Origin of the sequence: Streptomyces sp. NPDC006739, from assembly GCF_042869815.1 — a bacterium.
GTDB lineage: Bacteria > Actinomycetota > Actinomycetes > Streptomycetales > Streptomycetaceae > Streptomyces.
The window spans coordinates 140216-164706 of the sequence record NZ_JBIAGM010000013.1 but is presented as its reverse complement, the minus strand read 5'-3'; the positions used below and the strand labels follow the sequence as shown (position 1 = coordinate 164706).

17 protein-coding genes and 6 pseudogenes are annotated in these 24491 nt (G+C 70.2%); 12 read left to right on the top strand and 11 right to left on the bottom strand.

The window, feature by feature from the left end; all coding sequences use genetic code 11:
* Positions 1 to 201 precede the first annotated feature (201 nt).
* On the bottom strand, positions 202 to 3183 hold the full coding sequence (locus tag ACFYMM_RS25590; protein ID WP_388390375.1) for an SNF2-related protein: 2982 nt from the start codon (positions 3181 to 3183) through the stop codon (positions 202 to 204).
* 223 nt (positions 3184 to 3406) lie between these two features.
* The gene (locus ACFYMM_RS25585; protein ID WP_388390373.1) at positions 3407 to 4390 is read right to left on the bottom strand and encodes a GlxA family transcriptional regulator; all 984 of its coding nucleotides are present in this window, start codon (positions 4388 to 4390) and stop codon (positions 3407 to 3409) included.
* 70 nt (positions 4391 to 4460) lie between these two features.
* Here ACFYMM_RS25585 and ACFYMM_RS25580 point away from each other — a divergent pair, with 70 nt between their 5' ends.
* A complete protein-coding gene (locus tag ACFYMM_RS25580; protein ID WP_388390371.1) occupies positions 4461 to 5771 on the top strand; it encodes an MFS transporter in 1311 nt (436 codons plus the stop codon).
* A gap of 560 nt (positions 5772 to 6331) precedes the next feature.
* Here ACFYMM_RS25580 and ACFYMM_RS25575 read toward each other — a convergent pair.
* Positions 6332 to 7297: an Lrp/AsnC family transcriptional regulator gene (locus ACFYMM_RS25575; protein WP_388390370.1), complete on the bottom strand. Its 966-nt coding sequence runs from the start codon at positions 7295 to 7297 to the stop codon at positions 6332 to 6334.
* 115 nt (positions 7298 to 7412) lie between these two features.
* Between ACFYMM_RS25575 and ACFYMM_RS25570 the strand changes: the two genes are divergently transcribed.
* Entirely contained in the window at positions 7413 to 8849 is a 1437-nt protein-coding gene (locus ACFYMM_RS25570; protein WP_388390368.1) for an FAD-dependent monooxygenase, read from the top strand.
* Between the two features lie 191 nt (positions 8850 to 9040).
* Here ACFYMM_RS25570 and ACFYMM_RS25565 read toward each other — a convergent pair.
* Positions 9041 to 9641 (bottom strand): annotated as a pseudogene (locus ACFYMM_RS25565) (transposase); the annotation flags it as partial.
* Between the two features lie 509 nt (positions 9642 to 10150).
* Between ACFYMM_RS25565 and ACFYMM_RS25560 the strand changes: the two are divergent.
* From ACFYMM_RS25560 to ACFYMM_RS25550, 3 genes are all read left to right on the top strand, one after another.
* The gene (locus ACFYMM_RS25560; RefSeq protein ID WP_388390366.1) at positions 10151 to 10357 is read left to right on the top strand and encodes a transposase; all 207 of its coding nucleotides are present in this window, start codon (positions 10151 to 10153) and stop codon (positions 10355 to 10357) included.
* 376 nt (positions 10358 to 10733) lie between these two features.
* Positions 10734 to 10991: a hypothetical protein gene (locus ACFYMM_RS25555; RefSeq protein ID WP_388390364.1), complete on the top strand. Its 258-nt coding sequence runs from the start codon at positions 10734 to 10736 to the stop codon at positions 10989 to 10991.
* Positions 10988 to 11359: a fic family toxin-antitoxin system, toxin component gene (locus ACFYMM_RS25550; RefSeq protein WP_388390362.1), complete on the top strand. Its 372-nt coding sequence runs from the start codon at positions 10988 to 10990 to the stop codon at positions 11357 to 11359. Before ACFYMM_RS25555 ends, ACFYMM_RS25550 begins: the two co-directional genes overlap by 4 nt.
* 142 nt (positions 11360 to 11501) lie before the next feature.
* Here ACFYMM_RS25550 and ACFYMM_RS25545 read toward each other — a convergent pair whose 3' ends face one another.
* Positions 11502 to 11702 carry a hypothetical protein gene (locus ACFYMM_RS25545; protein ID WP_388390360.1) on the bottom strand — a complete coding sequence of 67 codons (201 nt, stop codon included), beginning with the start codon at positions 11700 to 11702 and terminating at the stop codon, positions 11502 to 11504.
* Between the two features lie 407 nt (positions 11703 to 12109).
* Entirely contained in the window at positions 12110 to 12430 is a 321-nt protein-coding gene (locus ACFYMM_RS25540) for a hypothetical protein (RefSeq protein WP_388390359.1), read from the bottom strand.
* Between the two features lie 298 nt (positions 12431 to 12728).
* Here ACFYMM_RS25540 and ACFYMM_RS25535 point away from each other — a divergent pair, with 298 nt between their 5' ends.
* Positions 12729 to 13262, top strand: coding sequence for a hypothetical protein (locus ACFYMM_RS25535; RefSeq protein WP_388390357.1), 534 nt, complete (start codon positions 12729 to 12731; stop codon positions 13260 to 13262).
* On the opposite strand, the pseudogene ACFYMM_RS25530 reads toward ACFYMM_RS25535, so the two are convergent.
* Positions 13249 to 13662 (bottom strand): annotated as a pseudogene (locus tag ACFYMM_RS25530) (transposase); the annotation flags it as partial. The gene ACFYMM_RS25535 and the pseudogene ACFYMM_RS25530 sit on opposite strands and share 14 nt — an antisense overlap.
* A gap of 89 nt (positions 13663 to 13751) precedes the next feature.
* On the opposite strand from ACFYMM_RS25530, the gene ACFYMM_RS25525 reads away from it, so the two are divergent.
* Positions 13752 to 14873, top strand: coding sequence for an epoxide hydrolase family protein (locus ACFYMM_RS25525; protein WP_388390355.1), 1122 nt, complete (start codon positions 13752 to 13754; stop codon positions 14871 to 14873).
* A gap of 287 nt (positions 14874 to 15160) precedes the next feature.
* Here ACFYMM_RS25525 and ACFYMM_RS25520 read toward each other — a convergent pair.
* Positions 15161 to 15235 (bottom strand): annotated as a pseudogene (locus tag ACFYMM_RS25520) (hypothetical protein); the annotation flags it as partial.
* A 106-nt stretch (positions 15236 to 15341) separates the two neighbouring features.
* Between ACFYMM_RS25520 and ACFYMM_RS25515 the strand changes: the two are divergent.
* A complete protein-coding gene (locus tag ACFYMM_RS25515; protein WP_388390353.1) occupies positions 15342 to 16031 on the top strand; it encodes a helix-turn-helix transcriptional regulator in 690 nt (229 codons plus the stop codon).
* Positions 16032 to 16063: 32 nt separating this feature from the next.
* Positions 16064 to 16627 carry a DUF3291 domain-containing protein gene (locus tag ACFYMM_RS25510; RefSeq protein WP_388390351.1) on the top strand — a complete coding sequence of 188 codons (564 nt, stop codon included), beginning with the start codon at positions 16064 to 16066 and terminating at the stop codon, positions 16625 to 16627.
* Between the two features lie 208 nt (positions 16628 to 16835).
* Here the strand turns inward: ACFYMM_RS25510 and ACFYMM_RS25505 are convergent, their stop codons facing one another.
* Together ACFYMM_RS25505 and ACFYMM_RS25500 are read right to left on the bottom strand one after the other, a co-directional pair.
* Entirely contained in the window at positions 16836 to 18254 is a 1419-nt protein-coding gene (locus tag ACFYMM_RS25505; RefSeq protein WP_388390349.1) for an MFS transporter, read from the bottom strand.
* The gene (locus ACFYMM_RS25500) at positions 18251 to 19021 is read right to left on the bottom strand and encodes a class I SAM-dependent methyltransferase (RefSeq protein WP_388390347.1); all 771 of its coding nucleotides are present in this window, start codon (positions 19019 to 19021) and stop codon (positions 18251 to 18253) included. Before ACFYMM_RS25500 ends, ACFYMM_RS25505 begins: the two co-directional genes overlap by 4 nt.
* Before the next feature lie 330 nt (positions 19022 to 19351).
* Here ACFYMM_RS25500 and ACFYMM_RS25495 point away from each other — a divergent pair.
* The 3 genes and pseudogenes from ACFYMM_RS25495 to ACFYMM_RS25485 form a co-directional block, all read left to right on the top strand.
* Positions 19352 to 19794, top strand: a pseudogene (locus tag ACFYMM_RS25495) (RNA polymerase sigma factor); the annotation flags it as partial.
* A gap of 169 nt (positions 19795 to 19963) precedes the next feature.
* A complete protein-coding gene (locus tag ACFYMM_RS25490; protein ID WP_388390345.1) occupies positions 19964 to 22765 on the top strand; it encodes a SpoIIE family protein phosphatase in 2802 nt (933 codons plus the stop codon).
* A gap of 105 nt (positions 22766 to 22870) precedes the next feature.
* Positions 22871 to 23286, top strand: a pseudogene (locus ACFYMM_RS25485) (transposase); the annotation flags it as partial.
* A gap of 117 nt (positions 23287 to 23403) precedes the next feature.
* Here ACFYMM_RS25485 and ACFYMM_RS25480 read toward each other — a convergent pair.
* Positions 23404 to 24467: pseudogene (locus tag ACFYMM_RS25480) on the bottom strand (aldo/keto reductase).
* Positions 24468 to 24491 lie beyond the last annotated feature (24 nt).

Genomic DNA, 24491 nt, shown 5'->3' with positions numbered 1-24491 from the left:
CCACGGATCCGCGTCGCGCGTAGGTGCGACCGCGGGTGAGCCGACCGGAATCGAGTGAGCACTCCTCCAGTGCCGACACCCATGTCTGGCCCCACCAGGTTGAGGCGAAACCGCCCCGGCGGCCGGGAGCCGGAGGGAAAGGAGAGAAAGTGCGGGCGAGCTGATCCTTGGCCCGTTGCTTGGGATTCGTCGGGCGCGGGCTCACTTGCGGCTGCCCTTCGTGGTGCTCGGACGGCCTGTGCTGCGGGGCGTGGTGTTGTGGCGCATCGTTACCAGTTCGGCCAGTTCGGCGTCGGAGAGTTCGGTGAGTGCCGCCTCGCCACGGCTCAGCACGGCGTCCGCGAGCCCCTTCTTCTGCTTGAGCATCTGCGCGATCCGGTCCTCGACCGTCCCCTCCGCGATCAGGCGGTGCACCTGCACCGGCTGGGTCTGGCCGATGCGGTACGCGCGGTCGGTGGCTTGGTCTTCGACCGCCGGGTTCCACCAGCGGTCGAAGTGGATGACGTGGCCGGCGCGGGTCAGGTTCAGGCCGGTGCCGGCGGCCTTGAGGGAGAGCAGGAAGACCTGCTGTTCGCCGCGCTGGAAGCGGTCGACCATCTCCTCGCGCTGCTTCACCGGCGTCCCGCCGTGCAAGAACTGCGCCGCGATGCCGCGAGCAGCCAGATGCTGCTCCAGCAGCCGGCCCATCTCGACGTACTGGGTGAAGACGAGGACCGAGCCGTCCTCGGCCACGATCGCATCCAGCAGCTCGTCGAGCAGTTCCAGTTTGCCGGAGCGGCCGGCGAGCTTGGTGTTCTTCTCCTTCAGGTACTGCGCTGGGTGGTTGCACACCTGCTTGAGGCCGGTGAGCAACTTCATCACCAGGCCGCGTCGGGCCATCCCGTCCGCCTCGCCGATCGCCGCAAGCGACTCGCGCACCAGCGCCTCGTACAGGGACGCCTGCTCCTTCGTAAGCGAGACAGGCTGGTCGGTCTCGGTCTTGGGCGGTAGCTCGGGAGCAATCCCAGGGTCGGACTTGCGGCGGCGAAGGAGGAAGGGACTGACCAAGCAGGCGAGACGGTTCGCACTCTCCTGGTCGCCGTCGGCCTCGACCGCGCGGGCGTAGCGGTCGCGGAAGGCGGTGAGCGTGCCGAGCAGGCCGGGTGTCGTCCAGTCGAGCAGGGCCCATAGCTCGGAGAGGTTGTTCTCAACCGGGGTGCCGGTCAGCGCGATGCGCCCGCCGGCGGGGATGGTGCGCAGCGCCCGCGCGGTGTCGGAGTACGGGTTCTTGACGTGCTGCGCCTCATCCGCGACGAGCAGGCCCCACGGCACAGCGGTGTCGGCCAGGAGCGCCGCGTCACGGCGGAGTGTGCCGTACGTGGTGAGGACGAAGGCGTTCGGTGTGACCTCCTCCAGGGTGCGGCCCGTGCCGTGGAAGCGGCGTACGGGGATGCCGGGTGCGAAGCGCTGCACTTCGCGCTCCCAGTTGCCGAGCAGGGACGTCGGACAGACCACCAGGGTGGGGCCGTGGGCCGATCGCTCGTGATGGCGCAGGTGGAGGGAGATCAGGGTGATCGTTTTGCCGAGGCCCATGTCATCGGCGAGACAGCAGCCCAGGCCGAGGGAGGTCATCCGGTCCAGCCAGGCAAGGCCCCGCAGCTGGTAGTCGCGCAGGGTGGCTGAGAGCATGGCGGGCTGGCCGATGGTGGCCGATGCGGCGTCTTGGCCCGCCTCCGGCTCGGCGATCCGCGCGCGCAACTGCTCCAGGGTGCCGCCCGCGGTGACCGGTACGGACGTGCCGTCGATCTCCACCTCGCCGGTCAGCGCCGCGCCAAGGGCGTCGATCGCGGTGAGCTCGCGGCCGCGCTGCTTGCGGACCTTGCGGACCAGCGCCTGGTCGACCACCACCCACTGGTCGCGCAACCGCACCACCGGGCGGTGCGCCTCGATGAGGCGGTCCATCTCCTCCTCGGTCAGCGACTGGCCGCCTAGCGCCAACTGCCAGCGGAATTCAAGGAGCTGACCGGAGGAGAGGAAGGTCTCCAGGTCCGAGGGTGTCTTTTTGCGCGGGGGCGGCTCCAGCAGGCCGGTCGCGGTCAGCTCCTTCGTCAGGCCCTTTGGAAGGTGGACCTGGATTCCGGCGGCGGCCAGGCGCTCCGCAGCCTCACCGAGCAGTTGCAGCAGTTCGTCGTCGGCGAGCTGCAGCACATCGGGCGCGGCGGCCAAGAGCAGACGCGACAGCGGCGGCCATGCCTTCGCGCCGCGGCGCAGTACCAGCAGCGCGTCGATACGGGTACGGGCGCCGAACTGCTCCTGAGCGGCTGCAGATCCGGACCACAGCTCGGTCGCATCTGCCACCAGGGTGGGGTCGGCGAGGCTGTGCAGCTGCACCACGGCCCTAAACTTTGGCCCGGCGCCGCCGCTGTCGCCGAAGTCTTCGCCGTCCCATGCGTCGCTGTCTGCCTCCAGACGCAGGGAGACGCGCACGCCCGCGTCCATCCCGGCGGCGACCTCGGCCGCCCATTCCCGCTGTTCGGGGATAGACACCGGCATCCGAACGGCGAAGGCCGGACCGGCCATCAGGTGGCGCGCTGCCGGGGAGCGCGGCAGGCTGTCCGCGACCGCGTCCACAAAGGCCCGCAGGAGCGGCTCGGCGGCGGGCAACGCTACGGGCGACGAGCCCGGCAGCGGGACCGCGCGTGCCTCCGGCGGCATCGCCGCCGCGAGGTCGCGTATCCGGCGCACGTCGTCGCCGTCCAGCGGACCGAGCCGCCAGGCGTCGAACCCGGTGGGGCTCAGCCCCGGCAGCAGCCGCCCACGCGCGGCAAGCTGAAGCGCGATCAGGGCCCCTGCTCCCCAGAACGCGGTGGAAACGGAGGCGTTGCCGCTTGGCACCATGACACGCGCGCGGGTGAGTACGGGCACCGCCTGCGCGACCGGCAGCAGCACCGCGCTCACCCTCCGCCGCCGGATCCCGTTCCCGTGCGGCCGCACGACGGTGAGCTCCCCCGGCTCCACATCGCAGTCGGGCATCTTGCCGCCGTCCGTCCGCCAGAACGCCACACGGCCTTCCCTGGCCGGATCTCCGGGCAGGAAGACAGCTTCGCATGCGCTGAGCGCGGCTGAGACAGCCGGCGCAACCGCTTCCGGCTTCCGCTGCTCGGCAGGCCCATCCAGTTCGACGACCTGGAGGATACGCGCCATGATCGTATGCCCTTCGAACCGGGGTCCGGGTATGCGCTGAAGCGACACCGTCACGCTTTTTCATCGCGCATCCACAAGCTGTACGGCGAAATGCTATCGGTCCCTGACGGGCGCCCGTGGCCCGAACAAAGGACGTATGAGCGTGCGTGCGCCCAGTCCTTGAGCGGCTCGGTGTCCAGCGTGACGCCGCCCGGCGCGGTGTACGACGACCTTGCGCTCGCCCTCACTGTGCTCCACGGAAGGTGTTGCGGTAGGCGCGCGGTGATACACCCAGCGTTTCACGGAAGTGCTGGCGCATCGCGGTGCCCGTCCCGAAACCGGCCTCGGCTGCGATGCGGTCCACCGATTCGTCCGTGCGTTCCAGCAGCCGGCGAGCGTACTGCAGGCGCTGCTGGCCAAGCCATTGCATCGGCGTCATGCCGGTCTCCTGGCGGAATCTGCGGGTCAGCGTGCGCACGCTCGTCGCTGCCCGGCGCGCAAGATCTTCCAGGGTGAGGGCCTCTGAAAGGTGTTCCAGCGCCCAGGCGCGGGCGGTCGCGGTGGAACTGCCGTCGCTCTCCGGAACGGGGCGGTCGATGTACTGGGCCTGGCCGCCTTCACGGTGCGGGGGCACCACCGTGCCGCGGGCGACGGTGTTGGCGATGTCGGCACCGTGGTCGCTGCGGATCATGTGTAGGCACAAATCGATCCCGGCGGCGACGCCCGCGGACGTCAGCACTCCTGCGTCGTCGGTGTACAGCACGTCGGGGTGCACGTCGATCTCCGGGTACAGGGCGGCCAGTTCGGGACAGGACTTCCAATGTGTCGTCGCCCGCCGACCCGCGAGCAGGCCGGCTGCTGCCAGTACGAAGGATCCGGTGCAGATGGAGGCCAGACGCGCTGTTGCCGGCACTTGCGCGAGAGCGGATCCAACGCGGGAGCTCAACTGGCCGCGCTGCTGGGGACGGTAGTCCTCGACCGCGGCAGGCACGATCACCGTGTCCGCGTCACGCAGGGCCTGCGGCCCCAGCGGCACGTTGACGGTGAAATCGGCGTCCGTGGACAACTCACCCGGCTCTACAGCGCATGTCACCACCGAGTACAGGGGCCGACCGGCCGCATTCACCGCGGTGCCGAACAGACGGTGCACGATTCCCAGTTCCATGGGCAGAAGACCGGGACGCACCAGGACAACGACCCTGTGCACTCCATCAGTACTCACTGTCATGGCCAGATTCTTTCACCACATGTCCAAACGGTCAGTGGTTCAAGCTCCCGTCTCACCGAAGGATGAAGACATGGATGACACGATCGGCCATCACACCAAGGATTCCGGGCACCGCGCCTGGTGGGTAGCCGCCGTCGCCGGAGTGGCAATCATCGTCGCCGGCGCCTTCTCCACCATGCCAGGCATCCTGCAGGACCCCCTGCGTCAGGAGTTCCACTGGTCCCGAGGCTCCATCAGCCTGGCGGCCTCGGTCAACATGATCCTCTACGGACTCACGGCTCCTTACGCAGCCGCCCTGATGGACCGGTTCGGCATCCGCCGGCTCGTCGTCGCGGCGCTCGGAACCGTCGCCGCCGGCGCACTGCTCACCACGGTGATGAACGCTGCCTGGCAGTTCACGCTCTTATGGGGCTTCCTCGTCGGCCTGGGCACCGGCTCACTGTCGATGACCCTCGGCACCACCGTCACCAACCGCTGGTTCAGCACCCGCCGCGGCCTGGTGACCGGCATCCTCTCCTCCGGCAGCGTCCTCGGCCAAATGGTCTTCCTGCCAGCCCTGTCATGGACCATCGCCCGCTACGACTGGCGGCCCGCCCTCGTCAGCCTCGCCCTTGCAGCACTGGCGGTCACCCCCTTGGCCTACCTGGTACTGCGCGAGCACCCGGCCGACATCGGGCGACGCCCCTACGGCAGCAAAATTTTCATCCCGCGCCCGGCACCTGTTCCCGGTGCGGCCCGCCGCACCGTGATCGTCCTGCGCAGCGCCACCCGCACCGCTCCCTTCTGGCTGCTCGCCGGTACGTTCGCCATCTGTGGCGCATCCACCAACGGCATCATGTGGACCCACTTCGCCCCAGCGGCCCACGACCACGGCATGCCCGTCACTACGGCCTCGACCCTGCTGGCGCTGATCGGCATCTTCAACGTGGTCGGCACGATCGCCTCCGGGTGGCTGACCGACCGGGTGGACGCCCGTCGACTCCTCGCTGCCTACTTCCTCCTGCGGGGGTTGCTGATGGTCAGTCTGCCCCTGATCATGACCGCCACCGTCAACGCACCCATGATCACTTTCGTGGTCGCCTTCGGCCTGCTCGACCTGGCAACCGTGCCACCCGTCATCGCGCTGTGCCGAACCTTTTACGGCGACGACAGCGCCATCGTCTTCGGCTGGACCAACGCGGCACACCAGATCGGTGCAGCCTCGGCCTCCTTCCTCGGCGGCGTCGCCCGCGACACGTTTGGCAGCTACAACCCTGTCTGGCTCGCACTGGCTGCCGCCTGCGCCGCAGCCGCCTTGCTGTCCCTGGCCATCCGTCTCCGTCCCACCGCGTCGGCCGAGTCTGACCAGAGGAAGTACGCATCCTCGGGCAGTGGGCGATGAGTGCAACACGACAGCACGCAATGATCAGTGCTGTGAGGTCTTCCGTAGGACCTGGAACCCGTCCTTGGGACTGATGTGGCGGAGTGTGACCAGCAAGCCGATGGCGCGTAGTCGCTGCCGGGGCAGTGTTCGTCGTCCTCGCGCCGGCCGACTGTACACAGTCCACGCCCGGACACGACGAACGGCTCAGCAAAGCCGCCTGCGGAACGACACCAAGCCTGACGGCGGGAACAACAACGTGAAGGCCACGGTGTCTGAACCGTTCCGCTGGTTTGCGAACTGCGACTGGATATGAGTACTCCAGGTGTACATCGTGATCTTGCTGGTCGGGTGAGCCGGAGCACGATAGGTGTCACCAAGGCAGCGTGTTGTCACAAGGATCGTCGGACGGGGCGCGACGGGGGTGATTTTCGGGGCCGCTGTGCAGCCAGGTGGCCGGTGCGGCGTCGGAGCCGGTGACACCTACCGTGCTTCGCGCGCTGCCGGTGACAGGTAGCGCGCCGTCCTGGTGACAAGCAGTGTGCTTTGCACGGTCGAAACCGCAGGGGGCTGATCGGTTGCTACGTCTGGTTCGCTGCCTGCTTGACGGTCCTGATCACTGGTGCCGTTTCGATGTGTGTGATGGCTGGGAGTGCGGCGACCCGGGTGGTCAGGTACCGGTACAGCTCCCGTTGGTTCGTGCACACCACGCTCGCGTACAGGTTGGTCGGTCCGGTCGTGGCGGCGGCGAACGCGATCTCCGGATGCTCGGCCAGCGCCTGACCGGTCTCCTCCAGGTGTGTGGGGGCGACCGAGAGCCAGAGGAGGGTTCGGGCGTTCACGTCGAACATGCGCCAGTCGACGTCGATGTCGAGATAGAGCAGCCCGTGTTCGCGCAGCTCCGTCATCCGGCGCCGGACCGTCGTCGGCGACCAGCCGGTCGCCGCGGCCAACTGCTCGAACCCGGCCCGGCCGTCGGTGGAGAGCAGGGCGAGGAGTGAGCGGTCACTGTCATCGAGCCGCACTGGTCCGCGCCGATGCGGCATTGGAGCCGGGCGCAGTCGCTCGATCGCCTCCGCGTCCAGCGACCCGAGTTTTCCGACCAGGTTGTCGGGGCCGCCGTAGAAGGCGTGGAGCACGGAGTGCGCGGTCACTCCCTCCACGCGCGGGGTGCGGGGGAGTTTGGCCAGCAGCAGTGCCTCGCTGTCCGCCTCGCTCTCGGTACGGACCACGCAGGTGACCTCGGTGCCGCCCGAGCTGAGGCTCACCCAGGACGTGTCGGGGCGCCTGGCCAGCGCCTCGGCGACGGGGAGCGACGCGGCGGGCGCACATCGCACCCGCAGGAACCACAGGATGGCGCCCAGCGCGGTGGGGTCGACCCCGCACAGCACCCTTACCGCCCCGGCCGACCGCAACCGGGCGTACCGGCGGGCGATGGTGCGATCCGACACGCCGAGAACCTCGGCGATGGTGCTGAACGGGGCACGTCCGTCGATCTGTAGGGCGTGCACGAGCCGACGATCCAGCTCGTCGTAGTCGGATTCCACCGAGCCGACGCTAGATGATGTCAGATACCAACGCAATCGAGCCGGGTTCTGGCTCGGGCGGCTCGGCAGGCGGAGCGTTGCTTCTGTCCTGATCGACACAGCCCCAGGAGAGTCCATGGACACCGATGTGCTCATCGTCGGCGCCGGCCCGACCGGAATGACGCTGGCCAACGAACTGCTGCTGGCGGGGGTGTCGACCGTGCTGGTCGACAAGCTGTCGCAGCGCAGCGACCTGTCCAAGGCAGGCGGCGTGCAGTCCCGCACACTGGAGGCGCTCGACCAACGAGGGCTGCTGGAGCCCTTGCTGGCCACCGGAGAGCACCCCGTCACCACTGGCCACTTCGCCGGTATCCCACTCCCGTTCCACTCCGACCGGCACCGTCTGCCATGGCGGTCCGTGCCGCAGGTAGTGATCGAGGGATTTTTCGAGCAGCACCTCGCCGCGCAGGGCCTGCACGCCCGGAGGGACCACGATCTGGTCGGCCTATCCCAGGACGACAACGGGGTCACCGCGGCCTTCGCCAACGGCGCCATCCTCCGCTCCCGTTACCTCGTCGCCGCCGACGGAGCCCACAGCACCGTACGGTCGCTCCTGCGGGCCGGGTTCCCCGGTCAGCCCGGAACGTTGACGATCATCGCCGCGGACGTGCGGCTGGGCGGCGTCGATCCGTCCACGCCGCACACCTGGAACGAGGACGGGCACTGGGCGGCACTGTTCCCGCTCGGCACCGATCCGCAGGGCAGGCAGCTGTGCCGACTGGTCCTCGGCGGGCCGGGCCGGTCACTGCCGAGGGAGATCCCGGTCACCGAGGACGAAATCCGCCACGGCCTGAGCACCGTGTTCGGAACGCGGGTGCACCTGATCGAACTGCGCTACGCCCGCCGTATCACCAACGCGTCACGGCAGGTCGAGCAGTACCGGCACGGTCGGGTTTTCCTGGCGGGCGATGCCGCCCATGTCCACCTTCCACTCGGCGCGCAGGGCATGAACACCGGGATGCAGGACGCGCTCAACCTCGGCTGGAAGCTCGGCGCCGCCGTGCACGGCTGGGCACCAAAGAACCTGCTCGACACCTATCACACGGAACGGCATCCGGCCGGGGCCGCCGTATTGCGCAACGTCCGGGCACAGAGCCTGCTGATGGACTGGGCCGGCACCCGCGATCCGGACGTACTGGCCGCCCGGGAGATCTTCACGGCCATGACCCAACTGCCGGACGTCCAGCACTATCTCACCGACCTGATGTCCGGGATGGCCATCCGTTACCCGATGCCGGGCACCGAAACCCATCCGCTCGTCGGCCGGCCCGCACCGGACCTGAACATCGGCCCGGCCCGGGTGCACGAACTACTGCGGTCCGGACACGGCATCCTGCTGGACCCGGCCGACACGTTCGCCGGCACCGTCGGCCGCTGGTCGGATCGGGTGGACCGGGTGGGTCAAGGCGCCGATACCGAGGCGATGCTCATCCGGCCGGACGGCTACGTGTGCTGGGCAGGTGCGGATGACGTGGAACCGGCGCTCCACTGCTGGTTCGGCGGGCCCCGCTGAGCCGACGTTCAGGAAGCCAGCTTACCGAGGAACGGACGGCCATCTCCGTATTCGGTCCCGGGCCGCCAGGTCCGCAGGACCTGCGGCGGGTAGATCCCCATGATGGCGAAGAAGAAGACGAAGAACGACCAAGTGGACGGCGAAGGCAGCCCCCTTTGAGGTCGCTTTCTCCCCTTGTTCCATCCCGGAATCTATCGTTTGGTCTGCAGTGCCGGGTCACGCAAGGCGATGGTGTTCTCGCTGGTGAGGCGGCTGGCATGAGGTCGGTCATGGCGATGTGGATCACGGCTTCGGAGCGGACGGGCAGGGTCTCGTAGTCGCGGGCGAGCCGGCGGTGGAGCATGAACCAGCCGCCGGTCCGCTCGGCTGCCCAGCGTTTCGGGAACGGGGTGAATCCGCTGGTGACGGGCCTGCGTTGGGTGATTCCATGCCGATGCCGAGGGTGGCAGCGTGCCCGACGAGGTGCTGACGGTAGCCGCCGTCGACCCACACCTTGCGGATGCCGGGGTGTTCGGCAGCTACCTGGTCCAGGAGTCGGGGCCCGGGGACGGGGTCCTGCACGCTCGCCGCTGTGACCTGCACGGCAAGCAGGAAACCGATGGTGTCGGTGACGACGTTCCGCTTCCTGCCCACGATCTCCTTTCCGGCATCGACGCTCTGGTCGGCGGCTGGCACGCTTGTGGATGTCTTGCCGCTCGGGGCGTCAACGGCACAGGTCGACGGCTCGGCATTCCGCCCCTCCTTCTCCCGGAGGAGCTGCCGGCGCAGGCCGTTGAGCTGATTGAACGGTCCCCGTGCGACTGCAGGTCTGCGCCGTTCGAGGACCGCCTCACGCAGCTCCATGTCGACGGCGCCGAAAGCCTGCAGCAATCTCTCATGGGCGGACGTCTGTGTCTCCGGAAGCCACTTGCGATTCTCGCTGTGCTGCCCAACGACCCCTCCTGCAACGACGCCCACGGTGGTGGCGGTGGCACCGCCTACGGTGGATATCAAGAGCTTCCATGGAACAGCCATTTCACACCTGGATGGTTGTCAGAAGCCGCCCCAACCGGCCTCGGAACCGTGTGGGACCCACAGGGTCTTGTCGAGTGAACTTCCGGCGGCAGGTGCATGGAGGCAGGGCCTCCTGGTAGCTCAGGGGTCCGACCCCGTTCCGATCGGTTCCCGCAGGCCCTGTTGTAGTTGTTGTACGCGCCCGAGCCCGTCAGCTTCAACTCGCCAGCCGCGTCGTGCGATTGTCTCGCGCATGGTACGGCAACGCGACCGATCACCCCGGTCGGGTGCGCCGGTATCCCTCGGTCATGACGGATGCGGAGTGGGCGGCCATCCGGCCGTTGCTGTCGGTGCCGGCATGGCTCCAGGGGCGGGGCGGACAGCCCGAGGGCTACTGCCACCGCCAGATGCTGGACGCGATCCGTTACCTGGCCGCGGGCGGGATCTCCTGGCGGGCGATGCCCGCTGACTTCCCCGATGGGGGCCGCCGGGTCTACGCCTTCTTCCGCCGCTAGGGCGAGCACGGGCTGATCACAGAGTTCCACGACCGGCTGCGCGGACGTCAGGGGGCGCGAAGGCCGTGAGGCCGAGCCCACGGCGGGGATCATCGACGCGCAGTCGGTGCGGGCCGCCGCGACGGTGCCGGCCGCCTCATGCGGCTACGACGGCGGGAAGAAGGACGCCGGCGTCCATGAGCTGCCGACGAAGAAGGCCGCGAAGAAGACGACCGGCCGGGGGTCTCACAGCGCCTGGCGGCGGTGCCTGGAAGCTGCGGCTCGCGGGGAAACCGGTGATCGGTCCGGGGGCCGGCGAACGCCGAGCCAGCATGACCGGTCGCAGGTCCTCCGGGCATGCGCCCCACCTCTGCTACCACCCTGCTACCTTTTGCGTATGGCCTCCCCGAAGAAGCAGACACAGGTCCGTCTGGAGCCTGACGTGCTCGCCGCAGGCAAGGACGCCGCGGCCGCCCGTGGCCTGGACTTCAACCGCTATGTCGAGCGTCTGATCGTCGAAGACACGACCGGCGCCCGCGCCGCCGGCATGGCCGCCGCGCAGCGCCTCATCGAAGAGCACGGCGCCTTCCTCGACGACCTGGAGCAGCAGTTCGACGCCCCCTACGTCCAGCCGCAGCCGGGCGCCGCCGCGTGATCCTGCACGTCGACGAGTCCTGGATCCTGGAAGTCGCCGAACGGTCCGGTCACCACGACCCGGGCGTCGACGACTACGGGGTATCAGTCGCCGCGGTCGCCCGCCACCGTGGCGAACTCCTCGAGCGGCCCCTCTACGACGGCCCCTACGCCCGGGCTGCGGCCCTGGTGCACGTCCTAGGCCGCTGCCGCTGGCTGGAGCGCTCCAACCTGACGGTCGCCTGCGCCGTCGCCGTCATGTACCTCGAAGCCAGCAACATCCCGGTCAACCCGACCCGCGAGCAACTGGCAGCGCTCGCCCACGAGTTGAACAGTCCGCGTTCCACAGCTGCCCGGATCTCCGCCATGCTCCGCATGTGGAAGCCCTGACCCGACTGCTCCGAGGGATGCGGTCGTCTCCGATCGTTCGTTCATGGATCTGGCCAAGCAGCACAGTGAGACGAGCTGCACCACGGTGCGGGGCTGTCGGGCTTGGGTGGTGGGCGGTCCGCTGGGCCGGGGCCCGCGCGGGTTACAGCGGGCGGCCCTGCGGCGGCAGCCCGTAGAGGGGCCGCAGTGCTGAGCGCAGCTCGGGGTCGGTTTCTTCCCAGACTATCCGCTCGATCCGGTCGTCGGGGTGCTCTGCGTATCGCTCGTATGCGGCGTCGTCGAAGCGGAGATCGATCCGGGCCGTGCCGAAGTCCTGGGCCGGCAGCCGGCTCAGATTCCTCACCGATGGTTGGCTGGGCAGGGGGACCGCCACCACATGCCCATGCCCATGCCCATGCCGGCGGTCACCACGGCATTGCCGATGTCGTACGGGAAACGGATGCGGTACCGGGAAGTCGCCGAACTCCCGGGCCGGCGGATGATTCACGATCTGGACCGAGTCGCCGGTCAGGTCAGGTTCAGGACGGTGCGCTCGCCGTTCCGGTCCTGCAGGTAACGCCGCATGTGCTCGTGCATGCGGCAGTGGCGGACGAAGCCCCGCATCGCGTCGGCGTTCGCGCGCACCTGAGGGTGCTCGGGTTCGGGGTGGCTCCACCAGTGTTTCGGACTCGAGCGCGCTGCGGATACGGCACCCGGCCCGGACCCCGGACCGGTGTACGGCCTCTTCGGCGGGTCGGCCCCCTCCGTGGCTCAGGAGTAGGTCATCGGGCAGGCGTACCGCAGGGAGTACTGGGCGGCGCGCAGGTAGAGCGCCACGTAGAAGGCCGCGTCCCGGTCCTCGGCCCACGGTCCCGGTCGCACCCGGGCGGTCCGCTCCGCCCCGCCCTCCAGGAACCACAGGGTCAGTGCGAGGTTCTCGCCCGCCGGTATCGCGTCCACGGGCAGTTTGACGGCACCGGCCAGCCGCTCGGCCAGGTCGAGCACCCGCGGGGCCCCGGCGACCGCTGTCTGTTCGCCGGAATATGCGGTGCCGACGGGGAGCACGATCTCCTCCTCCAGCGCGAACGGCACCAGCACGCTCCAGTCGAGGAGGGCCGTCCATGGACGGGCTGACCTTCTCCTCGAACCAGCCCGGGGCCTCTCGTACGACCTGCCGCAGCTCGTAAGGGGGCAGCCCGCGCCGCTCCAGCTCGGTGTTCAGCGCGGCGGCGACGTCCCCGTACCCGTCCTCACCCGGCTGCGACCAGTCCTGCGCGGCGACAGGGCAATTGTCAAATCCTGGGGATGTGGCGCGCCCAAAGTTCGACCCTGGGTCTGCCACGGAGTAATCGCGTGCGATCTTCCGGCAACGGTGGGTACCGTGCCGACCATGGACGTGACGTTCACCAAGGTGCCCGGGCGCCGCTACCGGATGACCATCGTTCGGGAACGCGGTCCGCAGTTGGCGCCGCGGCAGGGGCCCGGCTATGACGATTACATGCCGCATGACGCCGTGCACTTCCTGGTTGAGGCCGAGGCGGGCCTGTCCGGTGGTGTGTTTGGCCGGATTGCGGCCGGACAAAGCAATATTTTTTGGGCGGCCGATCCTGTGATCAGGAAGCGCCAGGCACGCCGGGAAGCGAAGCGGCAGCCGAGCAAGGGCGAGCACGCCGACATGGCTCGCTCCGAGACGTTGGCCTCCCTGTGCGAGCCGTTGTGGCAGTTGCGAGCGGGCCGACGCTCGAGTCTTCCCGAGTGGTTCTCCTCGATGGAGCCAGGTATCGGCGAGTCGCAGCTCGTCGAGCGCATCCTGGCCCGCATGGACGACTTCGCCGCGCACTGGCACCCGCTACCGGCAGGCGGCAGCGTTACGTTGGCGTGGCCGTTGCACGCTCGTTCTTCACAAGCCCTCAGGCTGCGGTAACCTCGCCGCGTTCGACGAGGTGGCCGCGTTCGAAGCGGGCTCCGGCGCGGACGAGGGCGACGAGGTGGGGTGCGTTCACGGACCGCCAGCGGGCCTGGGCGGACTCGACCAGTTTGAAGATCATGGCCAGGCTGGCCGCCCTGCTGCCGGCCCCCTTCGGGACCTTCGTCCGCAGCCGCACAGTCGCGAAGGCCGACTCGATCGGGGTTGTGGTCCGCCGGTGGATCCAGTGGTCGGCGGGGAAATCGGAGAACGCCAGCAGCTCGTCCTCGTCATCGGTGATCTTCTTGACGGCCTTGGGATACTTCGTGCTGTACTGCCGGGAGAAGGCGGCCACGGCCTTGCGAGCCTGGTCCTTGTCCTCGGCGTTGTAGACGTCCTGGGCCGTCCGTCGACCGCCGCGCCGGACCCGACGCCACGCGTGGGAGCCCGCGATGACGGTCCACCTGCATCTCTCCGAGAACGCCCTGACCAGTAAGGAGCCCTGCCATGTCCGCCGAGCCATTCGAGGTCAGCATCACCGAAGCCGAGATCGCGGACCTGCGTGAACGATTGCGACGGACACGGTGGCCCGAGCGCGAGCCGGTGGACGACTGGTCACAGGGTTTGCCGCTGGCGTATGCGCAGGAGCTTTGCCGCAGCTGGGCCGAGGACTACGACTTCGGGTTCGCCGAGCGGCTGAACGTTTTCCCGCAGTACCGCGACACGATCGACGGGCTGGGCATCCACTTCCTGCACGTCCGCTCGCCGGAGCCGGACGCGTTCCCGCTCGTGCTCACGCACGGGTGGCCGGGTTCGGTGCTCGAGTTCCTGGAGGTCCTCGGCCCGCTGACCGACCCGCGCGCGCACGGCGGTGACCCGGCGGACGCGTTCCACGTGGTCGCGCCGTCGTTGCCCGGGTACGGCTGGAGTGACAAGCCGTCGACGACCGGGTGGGGCATCACTCGCACCGCGCGCGCCTGGGACACGTTGATGGTCTCGCTGGGTTACCAACGGTACGGCGCGCAGGGCGGTGACTGGGGTTCGGCGGTGTCCGCGGTGCTGGGCGAGGTGGCGCCCGAGCGGGTCGCCGGCGTGCACCTGAACCTGGGATCCGTGGCGGCGGGCACGTTCGACGACCCGACGCCCGCGGAGCTGGCGAATCTCGAGGCCGAGAAGGAGATGCAGCGCACCGGCCGGGGGTACTCGGCGATCCAGGCGACCCGGCCGCAGACGCTCGGCTACGGCCTCACCGACTCCCCGGCGGGGCAGGCCGCCTGGATCGCCGAGAAGTTCTGGGCGTGGACGGACAACGACGGCCATCCCGAGGACGCGTTGTCGCGGCGGACGATCCTCGACGAGATCTCGGTCTATTGGTTCACCGCGTCGGCCACGTCGTCGGCGCGCCTGTACTGGGAGAGCTTCGCCAACTTCCGGGACAAGGTGACCGCGCCATCCGGGCTGTCGGTCTACCCGCGCGACATAACCCGCCCGTCGAGGCGGGAGGCCGAGCTGCGGTTCACCGACCTGCGCTGGTTCGAGGAGCTGCCGCATGGCGGCCACTTCGCCGCGCTGGAGCAGCCGGAGTCGCTGGTCGAGCAGGTGCGCGGGTTCTTCCGCCTGTTCCGCTGACTGTCCGTGCCACCCCTGGGAAGCCCGCCCCCAGAGGATGGTCCTGTCCGTCCGGGGTTACCGGGAAGACGACGGCCGCGCTCTGCGGCCACCTTCTTCCCGCCGTCCCAGCCGGACGTCGAGCGGGGGATGTCTGCTGCCGCCCGCAGTGACTGTGAGTCCACGATCGCGGCCGTTGGGTCCACCGCGCGGCCCTCCTTGGCCCGGACACGGTCGCGCAGCCGGTCGTGGAGTTCGGCGAGCAGGCCCTGGATCTGCCAGCGGCGGGCGAAGGCATGCACCGTTTTGAACGGCGGGAAATCCGCAGGCAGGTTCGCCCACTTGACGCCGTTGTCCACGACGTAGCGGACCGCGTCGATCATCCAATGCCACGAAGTCAAGGATCAGTTGATGGTGTCAAGGCCCCGGGAAGAGGGGGCTGGGCCCCGCCTTTCTATCTCCAACCTGTGTTGTTCCTAGAATGGCCAGGTGGAGGACATCGACGCGATCGCGGTATTGCAGGATCCGGTACGGCGCCGCCTGTACGAGTACGTGGCGGCGCAGGGCCGTGAGGTCGGCCGCAACGAGGCCGCCGAGGCGGTCGGGGTGGCGCGCACGCTCGCCGCGCACCATCTGGACAGGTTGGTCCAGGCGGGGCTGCTGGGGAGCGGTAGCCGCCGCCTGACGGGCCGCTCGGGGCCGGGGGCGGGCCGTCCCGCCAAGGTGTACACGCGAGCGCGGGCCGAGCGGTCGGTGTCGTTGCCGGCCCGCGATTACCGCACCGCCGCCGAGTTGCTCGCGGAGGCGGCCGAGCAGGTAGGGCTGGACGCCGGCCTGTGCGCGGCCGCGCGGGGCCGAGGTGAGACGCTGCGCGGCTCGGCGGCGCCCTGCGGCGGCCTCGAAGAGGCCATGGAGGTACTGGCCGCCCGCGGCTACGAACCCTACGTGGAAAGCACCGAAGGAGCCGAGGGGGCGACCGGGACAGCCGCGCGCGTCGTCCGTATGCGCAACTGCCCCTTCCACGCCGTCGCTGAACGCTTCCCGCCGTTGGTCTGCGGCATGAATCTCGCCCTGCTGGAGGGACTGCTCGGCGCGGACGGTCCGGTCCGCGCTCGTATGGACGCCCGGCCGGGGGAGTGCTGCGTGGTGGTCGAGCCTTCTAAAAACAATATTGATTGACATAGAAACGCGGGCCGTGCTGAGATGAGGCCATGACAGCATCAGCGCATGCCGCCCACCTCGCCGAGCTCAACATCGCTATGCTGCGCCATCCCCTCGACGACCCGCGCATAGCGCCGTTCGTCGAGATGCTCGACCCGGTCAACGCCGCCGCCGACGGCGCGCCCGGCTTCGTGTGGCGACTCGTGGAAGAGGGGGAGGCCGACGCCACCGGCCTGCGCCCGGCGGGCGAGGACGTCATCGTCAACCTGTCGGTGTGGGAGACGCAGGAGGCCCTGTGGGACTTCACCTACCGCAGCGGGCACCTGGAGGTCGTGCGGCGGCGCCGCGAATGGTTCGAGCGGCACGTCGAGGCGCACCTGGTTCTCTGGTGGGTCCCCGCCGGTCACCTCCCGACCGTCGGTGAGGCCCTCGGGCGGCTGGCCGACCTGCGGGCGCACGGGCCGTCCCCGCGCGCTTTCACCTTCGCCTCCTCCTACACCGCGGCCGAGGCCGCCCGGCACCATCGAGCCGTACTGCCGGCGCAGCACGATCCGTCCGCCCGGAGCGCCCGGAGCGCCCGGCCGACGCCGGCCGGGGACAACGCGTCGGTGTAGGGCACGGGCGCTCAGCCCAGTAGGGAAACCCGGTACGCGAAGGAGCAGGTCGCGTCGGCGAAACGTCGGCTCTCCACGCGCGTACAGGCGCACGGCAGGTACGAGGACATCCCCGGCCGCACGCCCTGGCGGCCTCGCAGACCCTGCCCACGAGCATCCGCACGGACCCGCACGACCTCGGTGAGCCGTGGCCTGCAGCGCCCGACCCCTACCGCCTGTCCCGGTCAGACCCCTGGGCGGCCCCCCTCGCGGGCACACACCGCAGGGCGAGGCCCGCCGCGGTCAGGTAGGCGAGGGCGCCCACGGCCATGGCGATGCGCAGCCCCGTGCCGAAATCGCCGCCTGTGGCGAGCAGGCTGCCGCCCAGGGCCACGCCGGTGGCGCTGCCGATCTGGCGGGTGGTGTTGAACAGGGCGGAGGCCGCACCCGAGTACGCCTGGGGCGCGGCCGCCATCACGGTGGCGGTCGAACCCGTGAGGGCGAACGAGGTGCCGAAGCCGGCCGCCATCATCGGAGCGACCAGCACCACATAGGCGGCATCAGCCCCAGCCGCGGCCCACACGGCCAGTCCCAGCCCCGCCAGCAGCATCCCGGAGACGACCAGCGGACGGTCTCCGGTGCGGCGGGACAGCCGCCCGGACAGAACAGAGGCGAACATGGTCATCGCCACCGCCGGGAACAGCGCCGCCCCGGTCCGCAGGGCACTGAACCCCCGTTGATGCTGGAAGTACAGGCTGGCGGTGAACACCATGCCGTAGAAGCCGAAGTTGAACAGCAGGCCGACGGCGGCTCCGCCGCTCATCGTGCGGGAGCGCAACAGCGCCAGGGGCAGGGCCGGCGAGCGCGCCCACCGCTCGCGCACGACGAACGCGGCCGCGGCCGTGAGCGCCAGGGCCAGTCCGGCGAGGACGGCGGGATCGGACCAGCCGCGGCGGCCCGCCTCGTTGAGCGCGGCAGTGAGCAGAGCCACCGCCGCGACCACCGCGCACTGCGCCGGCCAGTCCAGAGCGCGGGCGACGCGTCGCGGGGAGCGAGCGACGTGCCGCAGCGTGAGCAGCAGGCACGCCGTTCCGACCGGCAGGTTGATGAGGAAGACCCACCGCCAGCCCACCGTGGTGACGAGCAGCCCGCCCAGCAGCGGTCCGGCGGAGGCGGCGACTCCTGCCATCGCGCCCCACAGGCCGAAGGCCCGCGAGCGGTCCGCGGGCGCCGGAAAGGACTGCTGGAGCAGGGCGAGCGAACCGGGCACGATCAGTGCCGCGCCGAGCCCCTCCACCAGCCGGGCCCCCACCAGGGCGGAAGCGCTGGGGGCGAACGCGCACGCGGCCGACGCGAGCGTGAACACCACCACGCCGCAGCAGAAGATGAGCCGGTTGCCCAGCCGATCACCGAGCGCGCCACCGGTCATCAGAAGGCCGGCGAGGACCAGGGTGTACCCGTCGGTGATCCACTGGACACCGGTGAGCGAAGCCGATAGATCCCGGCCCACCACGGGCACGGCCACGTTGATGATCGTCACGTCCAGAATCACCATGAAGTACCCCGTGCACACCGCCAGCAGCGGTGCCGGGGAACGCCGACCGGCCTCCACGGCCGGCTCGGCGGCGGGTACGGGCGCCCCGGTCACGACGGTGTCGCCGGTCTACGGCCCCAGGCGGTGAGCATGCCGGGGGACAGGCCGGCGTACTCCGGCGCCTCGAGACACCGCTTCGCCTCGTCGATCCCGGCGTCGTCCACCAGGCCGGTGCCCACCATGGCGGCGCGCGCCCGGTCCCAGGTGTCGGCCCAGAACCGGCTGATGGGGCTGCCGGGCAGCAGGGGAGGCACATGGATCTCGGCGGCCACGGACTCCAGCCCGGCCGCGACCATCAGACCGGGACAGCCCGGCACCCAGGAGACATCGGTCCCGATCGTCGCCCGCAGACCGTGCCACATCGCCCGCATGGCCGTCGTGTACGGCGTCCGGGGTGCGTTCTCGGTCGTCAGGTCCACGGCGTCGCTGAGTACGAGGACCCCTCCGGGGACGAGCAGCGCGGCGAGTCGCTCCACCATCCGGGCGGGGGAGGGCAGGTGCATCAGCACGAACCGGGCGTGGACGAGGTCGAAGAGCCCATGGGCGAAGCCGGGGGAGGTGACGTCGGCCTCGAGAGGGGTGAGTCCGGCGACGGGCTCGGCGGCGAGGAAACGGATGTCCCGGTCCATCGCGACGACCTCGGCCACGCCCGCCTTGCGCAGCAGCATCCGGGCCACCGTTCCGGTGCCCGCGCCCACGTCCAGACAGCGCATGCCGGGACCGGCGCCCAGCTGCCGAAGACGGGAGAACGTGGTGGCGTCGTAGACGAGCGCCCCGAGATCGATCCGTTCCGCCTCTCCCACGTCCTGGGGGCGGAACACACGCTCGCCGTAGAGCCCCGGCCCGACCTGTCCCCGTCGGAGCCGACCACCTTCTTCCCGTACCACCTCTCCATCCTGGCGGCCGGGGGCGCACCGTACACCTCGACACGGCCGCGCGGGCGCAGACAGGCGAAGTCAGCCGCCGACCCGTTCATGAACGGCGGTCGCGGAGACCAGGACGGTACGCGTCGCGGCACGAGATTCGGGACACCTCACTCAACTCATTTCCGAGGAACTGTTATCCGAGAGGCGTCGAGTGAACTCCCAGGTATCGGACACGATCGTTCGGCCTCGAAGACAGGAAGCATGGGTATGAGCACGTAGGACGCGGTGGAGACGGCGATACTGGTCACGGCCGCCCGAGAGGGCGACACGCAAGCTAAGGGCGTGCAGGTCAACGCGTATCTCCCGCTGGTCCACAACATTGTGGGCCGGGCTCTGATCGGCCCGGTGGATGTCGACGACGTGGTGCGGGAAATTATGCTGCGCGCCCTCGACGGACTGGGCGAACTGCGTACTCCCGAGCGTTTTCGCTCCTGGCTCGTGGCCATCGCGATGAACCAGGTCCGGGCGCACTGGCAGCACCGGCGCGCCGCGCCGGGCGCGATGGCGGAAGCCGAGGATCTGGCCGACCGGGTGCTGACTTCGTCGATCTGACGGTCGTCCGACTCCAGCTTGCCGGACAGCGCCAGGAGACAGCGCGGGCCACGCGCTCGCTGGAGCCCGCTGACCGGGGACTGTTGTCACTGCGGTGGCTGGAGTGTGCCGGGAAGCACGACTTGACCGTCTGCCTGCAGCACGCCGGGCTGGAGGGCGTGGACGAGGTGGACGTGGCCGAGTCGCTCTTGATCGAGTGGCGTGGCCCCGAGGTTTGGGAGAGAGAACGCTGATGGCTTCGAGGTCAGCCGCTCCCGGCACACACAGCGGTGCTATGAAGGGAGCATGAGGGTACGTTTCGGACGAGATCGGACCCAGGCGCGGCCCCCGCCCCCCGGACGCGCGCGTGAGCGCCGCAGTTCCCTGCTGAACCCGCGCAGCGCGGCCGGGCAGGTGTTCCTCCTTCAGACCGTGATCGTGGTGCTGCTCGTCCTGGCCGCGATGGCGACCGTGGTGCTCCAGGCAGCGCAGGACGCGCTGCGGCAGGGGCGCCGCGTGTCGGTCGTCGCGGCCCAGTCGTTCGCGAACGCCCCCGGTGTGGCGCAGGCTCTGCGCAGCCGGGACCCCACGGCGGTCCTGCAGCCACGGGCCGAGGCGGCACGCAAGAAGGCGGGCGTGGACTTCGTCGTCGTCATGAACACGAACGGGATTCGTTACACGTACCCATACCCGAAGGAGATCGGGAAGAAGTTCGTCGGCACCATAAAGCCGGCGCTGCAGGGCAGTACCGTCGTCGAACAGGCCGGCGGCCCGCCCCTTCCCTCCGGCAGGGGGACGGACGTTCAGGCCGTGGTCCCGGTGAACGACTCGCACGGCACGGTCGTCGGCCTGGTCTCGGCCGGGATCACGGTGAAGAACGTGGCGCGCCTGTGGATGCCGCAGCTGCCGATCATCCTCGGCAGCGGCGCGGCGGCGCTGGTCCTGGCCGCCACCGGGACCACACTGGCGTCCCGGCGGCTGCTGCGGCAGACCCGCGGAATGGCTCCGGTGGAGCTGGCGCGGCTCTACGAGCACCACGACGCGGTTCTGCACGCGGTGCGGGAGGGCGTGCTGATCACCGACCCCGACGGGCGGCTGCTGCTGGCCAACGACGAGGCGCGGCGGCTGCTGGGCCTGCCTGCCGGTGCGCAGGGGTGCCCGGTGCGCGAGCTGGGCCTGCCGGAGCAGATCACACGGCTGCTGCTCTCGCCGGACGCGGTGACCGACGAGGTGTATCTCGCCCAGGACCGGCTGCTGGTCGTCAACAAGCGGCCCACGTTCCCGCGCGGGGGCCCCGGAGGCAGCGTGATGACGCTGCGGGACACCACGGAGCTGGCGGCGGTCTCGGGTCGGGCGGAGGTGGCGCGGGAGCGGCTGAAGCTCCTGTACGAGGCGGGGCTGCGGATCGGGACGACGCTGGATGTGGGGCGTACGGCGCAGGAGCTGGCGGATGTGGCGGTGCCGCAGTTCGCCGACGTCGTCACCGTCGATCTGCTGGATGCCGTGCTGCGCGGCTGGGAGCCGACCGCGGAGGGGTGGCGGCACCTGCGGCGTACGGCGATCAGCGGGGACCGGCAGGTGATTCCGGTGTACCGGGTGGGCGAGATGATCACGTTCTCGCCGGGCACCCCGCAGATGCACGCGCTCCAGCAGGGCCGCGGGATGGTGGAGCCGGACCTGCGGCAGGCGCACGGCTGGCGGCAGCAGGATCCGGAACGCGCCCGCAAGGCGCTGGAACTCGGGCTGCATTCGCTGCTGACCATGCCGCTGCGGGCGCGGGACGCGCCGCTCGGCGTGGTGAACTTCTACCGGATGACGGACTCCCCCGCGTTCGAGCCGGACGACCTGTCCTTCGCGGAGGAGCTCGCCGCGCGGGCGGCGGTGGCGATCGACAACGCCCGGCGGTTCACCCGGGAGCACGCGATGGCGGTGACGCTGCAGCGCAGTCTGCTGCCGCGGGGGCAGCCGGAGCAGGACGCGCTGGAGGTGGCCTGGCGGTATCTGCCGGCGGCCACGGGGGTGGGCGGCGACTGGTTCGACGTCATCCCGCTGCCGGGCGCACGTGTGGCGTTGGCGATGGGCGACGTCGTCGGTCACGGACTGCACGCGGCGGTGACGATGGGGCGGCTGCGCACCGCGGTCCACAACTTCTCCACGCTGGACCTCCCGGTGGACGAGGTGCTGGGGAACCTGGACGACCTGGTCGCCCGCATGGACGACGAGGAGGGCGCCGCCGAGGCCGCCGACGGGCGTGAAGGCGAGGGGGTGACGGGTGCGACCTGTCTGTACGCGATCTACGACCCGGTGACGGGAGCGTGCACGATGGCCCGTGCCGGGCACCCCGAACCGGTGGTGGTGCGTCCGGACGGAACCGTCACGTGTCCCGGCGGGCCGGCGTCGGCACCGCTCGGCCTGGGCGGCTATCCCTTCGAGACGGTCGAACTGCGCCTGGGCGAGGGCTCCCAACTGGTGCTCTACACCGACGGCCTGGTGGAGGAACGCGCCCGTGACATCGACATCGGCCTCGACCGGCTGCGCAGGGCGTTGGGCGGAGCCGAAGGGCGCACTCCGGAGGAGGTGTGCCAGGCGGTGATCGATGCGGTGGGGCCGGCGCAACCCGCCGACGACATCGCCCTGCTGGTGGCGCGGACCCGGCTGTTCCCGCGCTCGCGCGTGGCCGAGTGGGGTGTACCGCCGGACGCGGCGGTCGTGCCCTCCGTCCGGACGCGGTGCAGGGACACGCTGCAGGAGTGGGGGCTGGAGGAGATCGCCTTCACCACGGAGCTGATCGTCAGCGAGCTGGTCACGAACGCGATCCGGTACGGGGCACCGCCGGTGACCGTGCGGCTGCTGTACGGACGCTGCCTGATCTGCGAGGTGGCGGACGGCAGCAGCACCTCGCCGCGGCTGCGGCGGGCGGCGACCACGGACGAAGGCGGGCGCGGGTTGTTCCTGGTGGCGCAGTTCGCCCAGCGCTGGGGCACGCGCTACACCGCCCAGGGCAAGGTCATCTGGGCGGAGCAGACCCTTCACGACGGCACCTCCGCCGCGACGGACCACACACCGGTCGACGTCCTCCTGGAACAGTTCGGCGATCCGACCCTGTGAGAACGGGCGGCAGCCGTTGCCCGAGCGCGCCGGCTGCTTTCCGCGGTCCTGCAAGAGGGCCGCCGGCCTCCGGGCCCGGCATGACTGTGTCCCCCTGCCGAAGGGATCGCCCGCATCGATGCGCAGATCGAGGCCCGGTTCCGCGAGCACCGGCACGCCGAGGCGACCACCAGCACGCCCGGTATCGGCAGCCTGCTCGGCGCCGAGTTGGTCGCCTGCACCGGTGGTGACATCGCGTCCTTCGGCAGCGCAGGGCGCACGACCAGCGCTGCCGGCCTGGCCCCGGTCCCGGAGGGACTCCGGCAAGATCAGCGGCAACATGCGTCGCCCCCGCCGCTACCACCGCCGGCTCCTACGTGTCTTCGACCTGTCTGCCAAGTCGCCGCCCGCTGCTGCCCATCTCACAGGCCTTCTACCAGCGAAAACGCGATGAAGGGGAGACACACAAGCAGGCCGTGCTCGCACTCGCCCGGCGACGCCTCGACGTGCTGTGGGCGCTCATACGCGACCAACGCACCTTCACCGTGGAGCCCCTCACCGGATCCCTGAGTTCGACCGAGTCCGACGGCGGAAGCGATCCGGACGTGGCTCGCCCGGGCGGTGAACAGACCCCGGCTCCCGCCGTTGACGGCCGACCGTCAACGGCGGGTCTCGATCCGCAGGCCGCCCGTGGTCACCCGGCGGACGTGGTCGCTCGCCAGCAGGTCGTGCGGCTGGCCGAGCTCGATCGCGCTCGCCGCGTCCAGGCGGGCCGTCTGGGCGGCCGTGAACACGACCTCCAGGGCGGCCAGGTTCTCCTCCAGCTGGGCGGGAGTGCGCGCCCCCATCAGCGTGGTCGCCACGCCCGGTTTCTGCAGGGTCCAGGCCAGCGCGACCTGGGCCGGGGTGCGGCCCAGGTCGGCGGCGACCTCCCGGGCGACCCCGGCCACGGCCAGGTTGTGTTCGGTGAGCGTGCCCAGGGCGAGGTCGAGGCCCCTGCGGGTGCCGACGCCGTCGCCGGCGCCCGTCGCGGTCACGTCGTCCCGGCCGTACTTGCCGCTGAGCACCCCACCGCCCAGCGGTGAGTACGGGACCACACCCAAGCCCAGTTCCTGGGCCATCGGGATCAGGTCGCGCTCCGCGGTGCGTTCGATCAGGCTGTACTCGAGCTGCAGCGCGACCAGCGGCGACCAGCCCCGCAGGTCGGCGATCGCCTGCATCCGGGACACCTGCCAGGCCGGGGGGTTGGAGATCGCCACGTACAGCACCTTGCCTTGCCGGACCAGGTCGTCCAGGCCGCGCAGGACCTCCTCGACCGGCGTGCGGAAGTCCCAGACGTGCAAGTACAGCAGGTCGATGCAGTCGGTGGCCAGCCGCCGCAGGCTCCCCTCCACCGAGCCGAACAGGGCCTTGCGGTGACCGCCCCCGGAGTTGGGGTCGCCGGGGCGGCGCAGCGTCGAGTACTTGGTCGCCGGCACCAGGCGTTCGCGCTCCTGACGGACGAACTCACCCAGCAGGCGCTCGGAGCTGCAGTCGGTGTAGGTGTCGGCGTGTCGAGGAGGTTGCCGCCGAGCCCGACGTAGTGATCGAACAACTTGCGGGCCTCGGCCCGTTCGGCGCCCCAGCCCCACTCGGTGCCGAAGGTCGCCGTACCCAGGGCCAGCGGTGAGACCCGCAGTCCCGAGCGGCCCAGCAGCCGGTGGGCGTCGAGGGTCAGTGCCATCAGGTCCTCCTGTGCTCGTGGTCC

What these genes read in the sequence shown, in the direction of transcription:
- ACFYMM_RS25580 (WP_388390371.1), top strand. Translation starts at nt 4,461, where the DNA reads ATGGATGACACGATCGGCCATCACACCAAGGATTCCGGGCACCGCGCC.
- ACFYMM_RS25535 (WP_388390357.1), top strand. Translation starts at nt 12,729, where the DNA reads ATGGACGTGACGTTCACCAAGGTGCCCGGGCGCCGCTACCGGATGACC.
- ACFYMM_RS25555 (WP_388390364.1), top strand. Translation starts at nt 10,734, where the DNA reads ATGGCCTCCCCGAAGAAGCAGACACAGGTCCGTCTGGAGCCTGACGTG.
- ACFYMM_RS25525 (WP_388390355.1), top strand. Translation starts at nt 13,752, where the DNA reads ATGTCCGCCGAGCCATTCGAGGTCAGCATCACCGAAGCCGAGATCGCG.
- ACFYMM_RS25590 (WP_388390375.1), bottom strand. Translation starts at nt 3,183, where the DNA reads ATGGCGCGTATCCTCCAGGTCGTCGAACTGGATGGGCCTGCCGAGCAG.
- ACFYMM_RS25490 (WP_388390345.1), top strand. Translation starts at nt 19,964, where the DNA reads ATGAGGGTACGTTTCGGACGAGATCGGACCCAGGCGCGGCCCCCGCCC.
- ACFYMM_RS25585 (WP_388390373.1), bottom strand. Translation starts at nt 4,390, where the DNA reads ATGACAGTGAGTACTGATGGAGTGCACAGGGTCGTTGTCCTGGTGCGT.
- ACFYMM_RS25510 (WP_388390351.1), top strand. Translation starts at nt 16,064, where the DNA reads ATGACAGCATCAGCGCATGCCGCCCACCTCGCCGAGCTCAACATCGCT.
- ACFYMM_RS25570 (WP_388390368.1), top strand. Translation starts at nt 7,413, where the DNA reads ATGGACACCGATGTGCTCATCGTCGGCGCCGGCCCGACCGGAATGACG.
- ACFYMM_RS25560 (WP_388390366.1), top strand. Translation starts at nt 10,151, where the DNA reads ATGACGGATGCGGAGTGGGCGGCCATCCGGCCGTTGCTGTCGGTGCCG.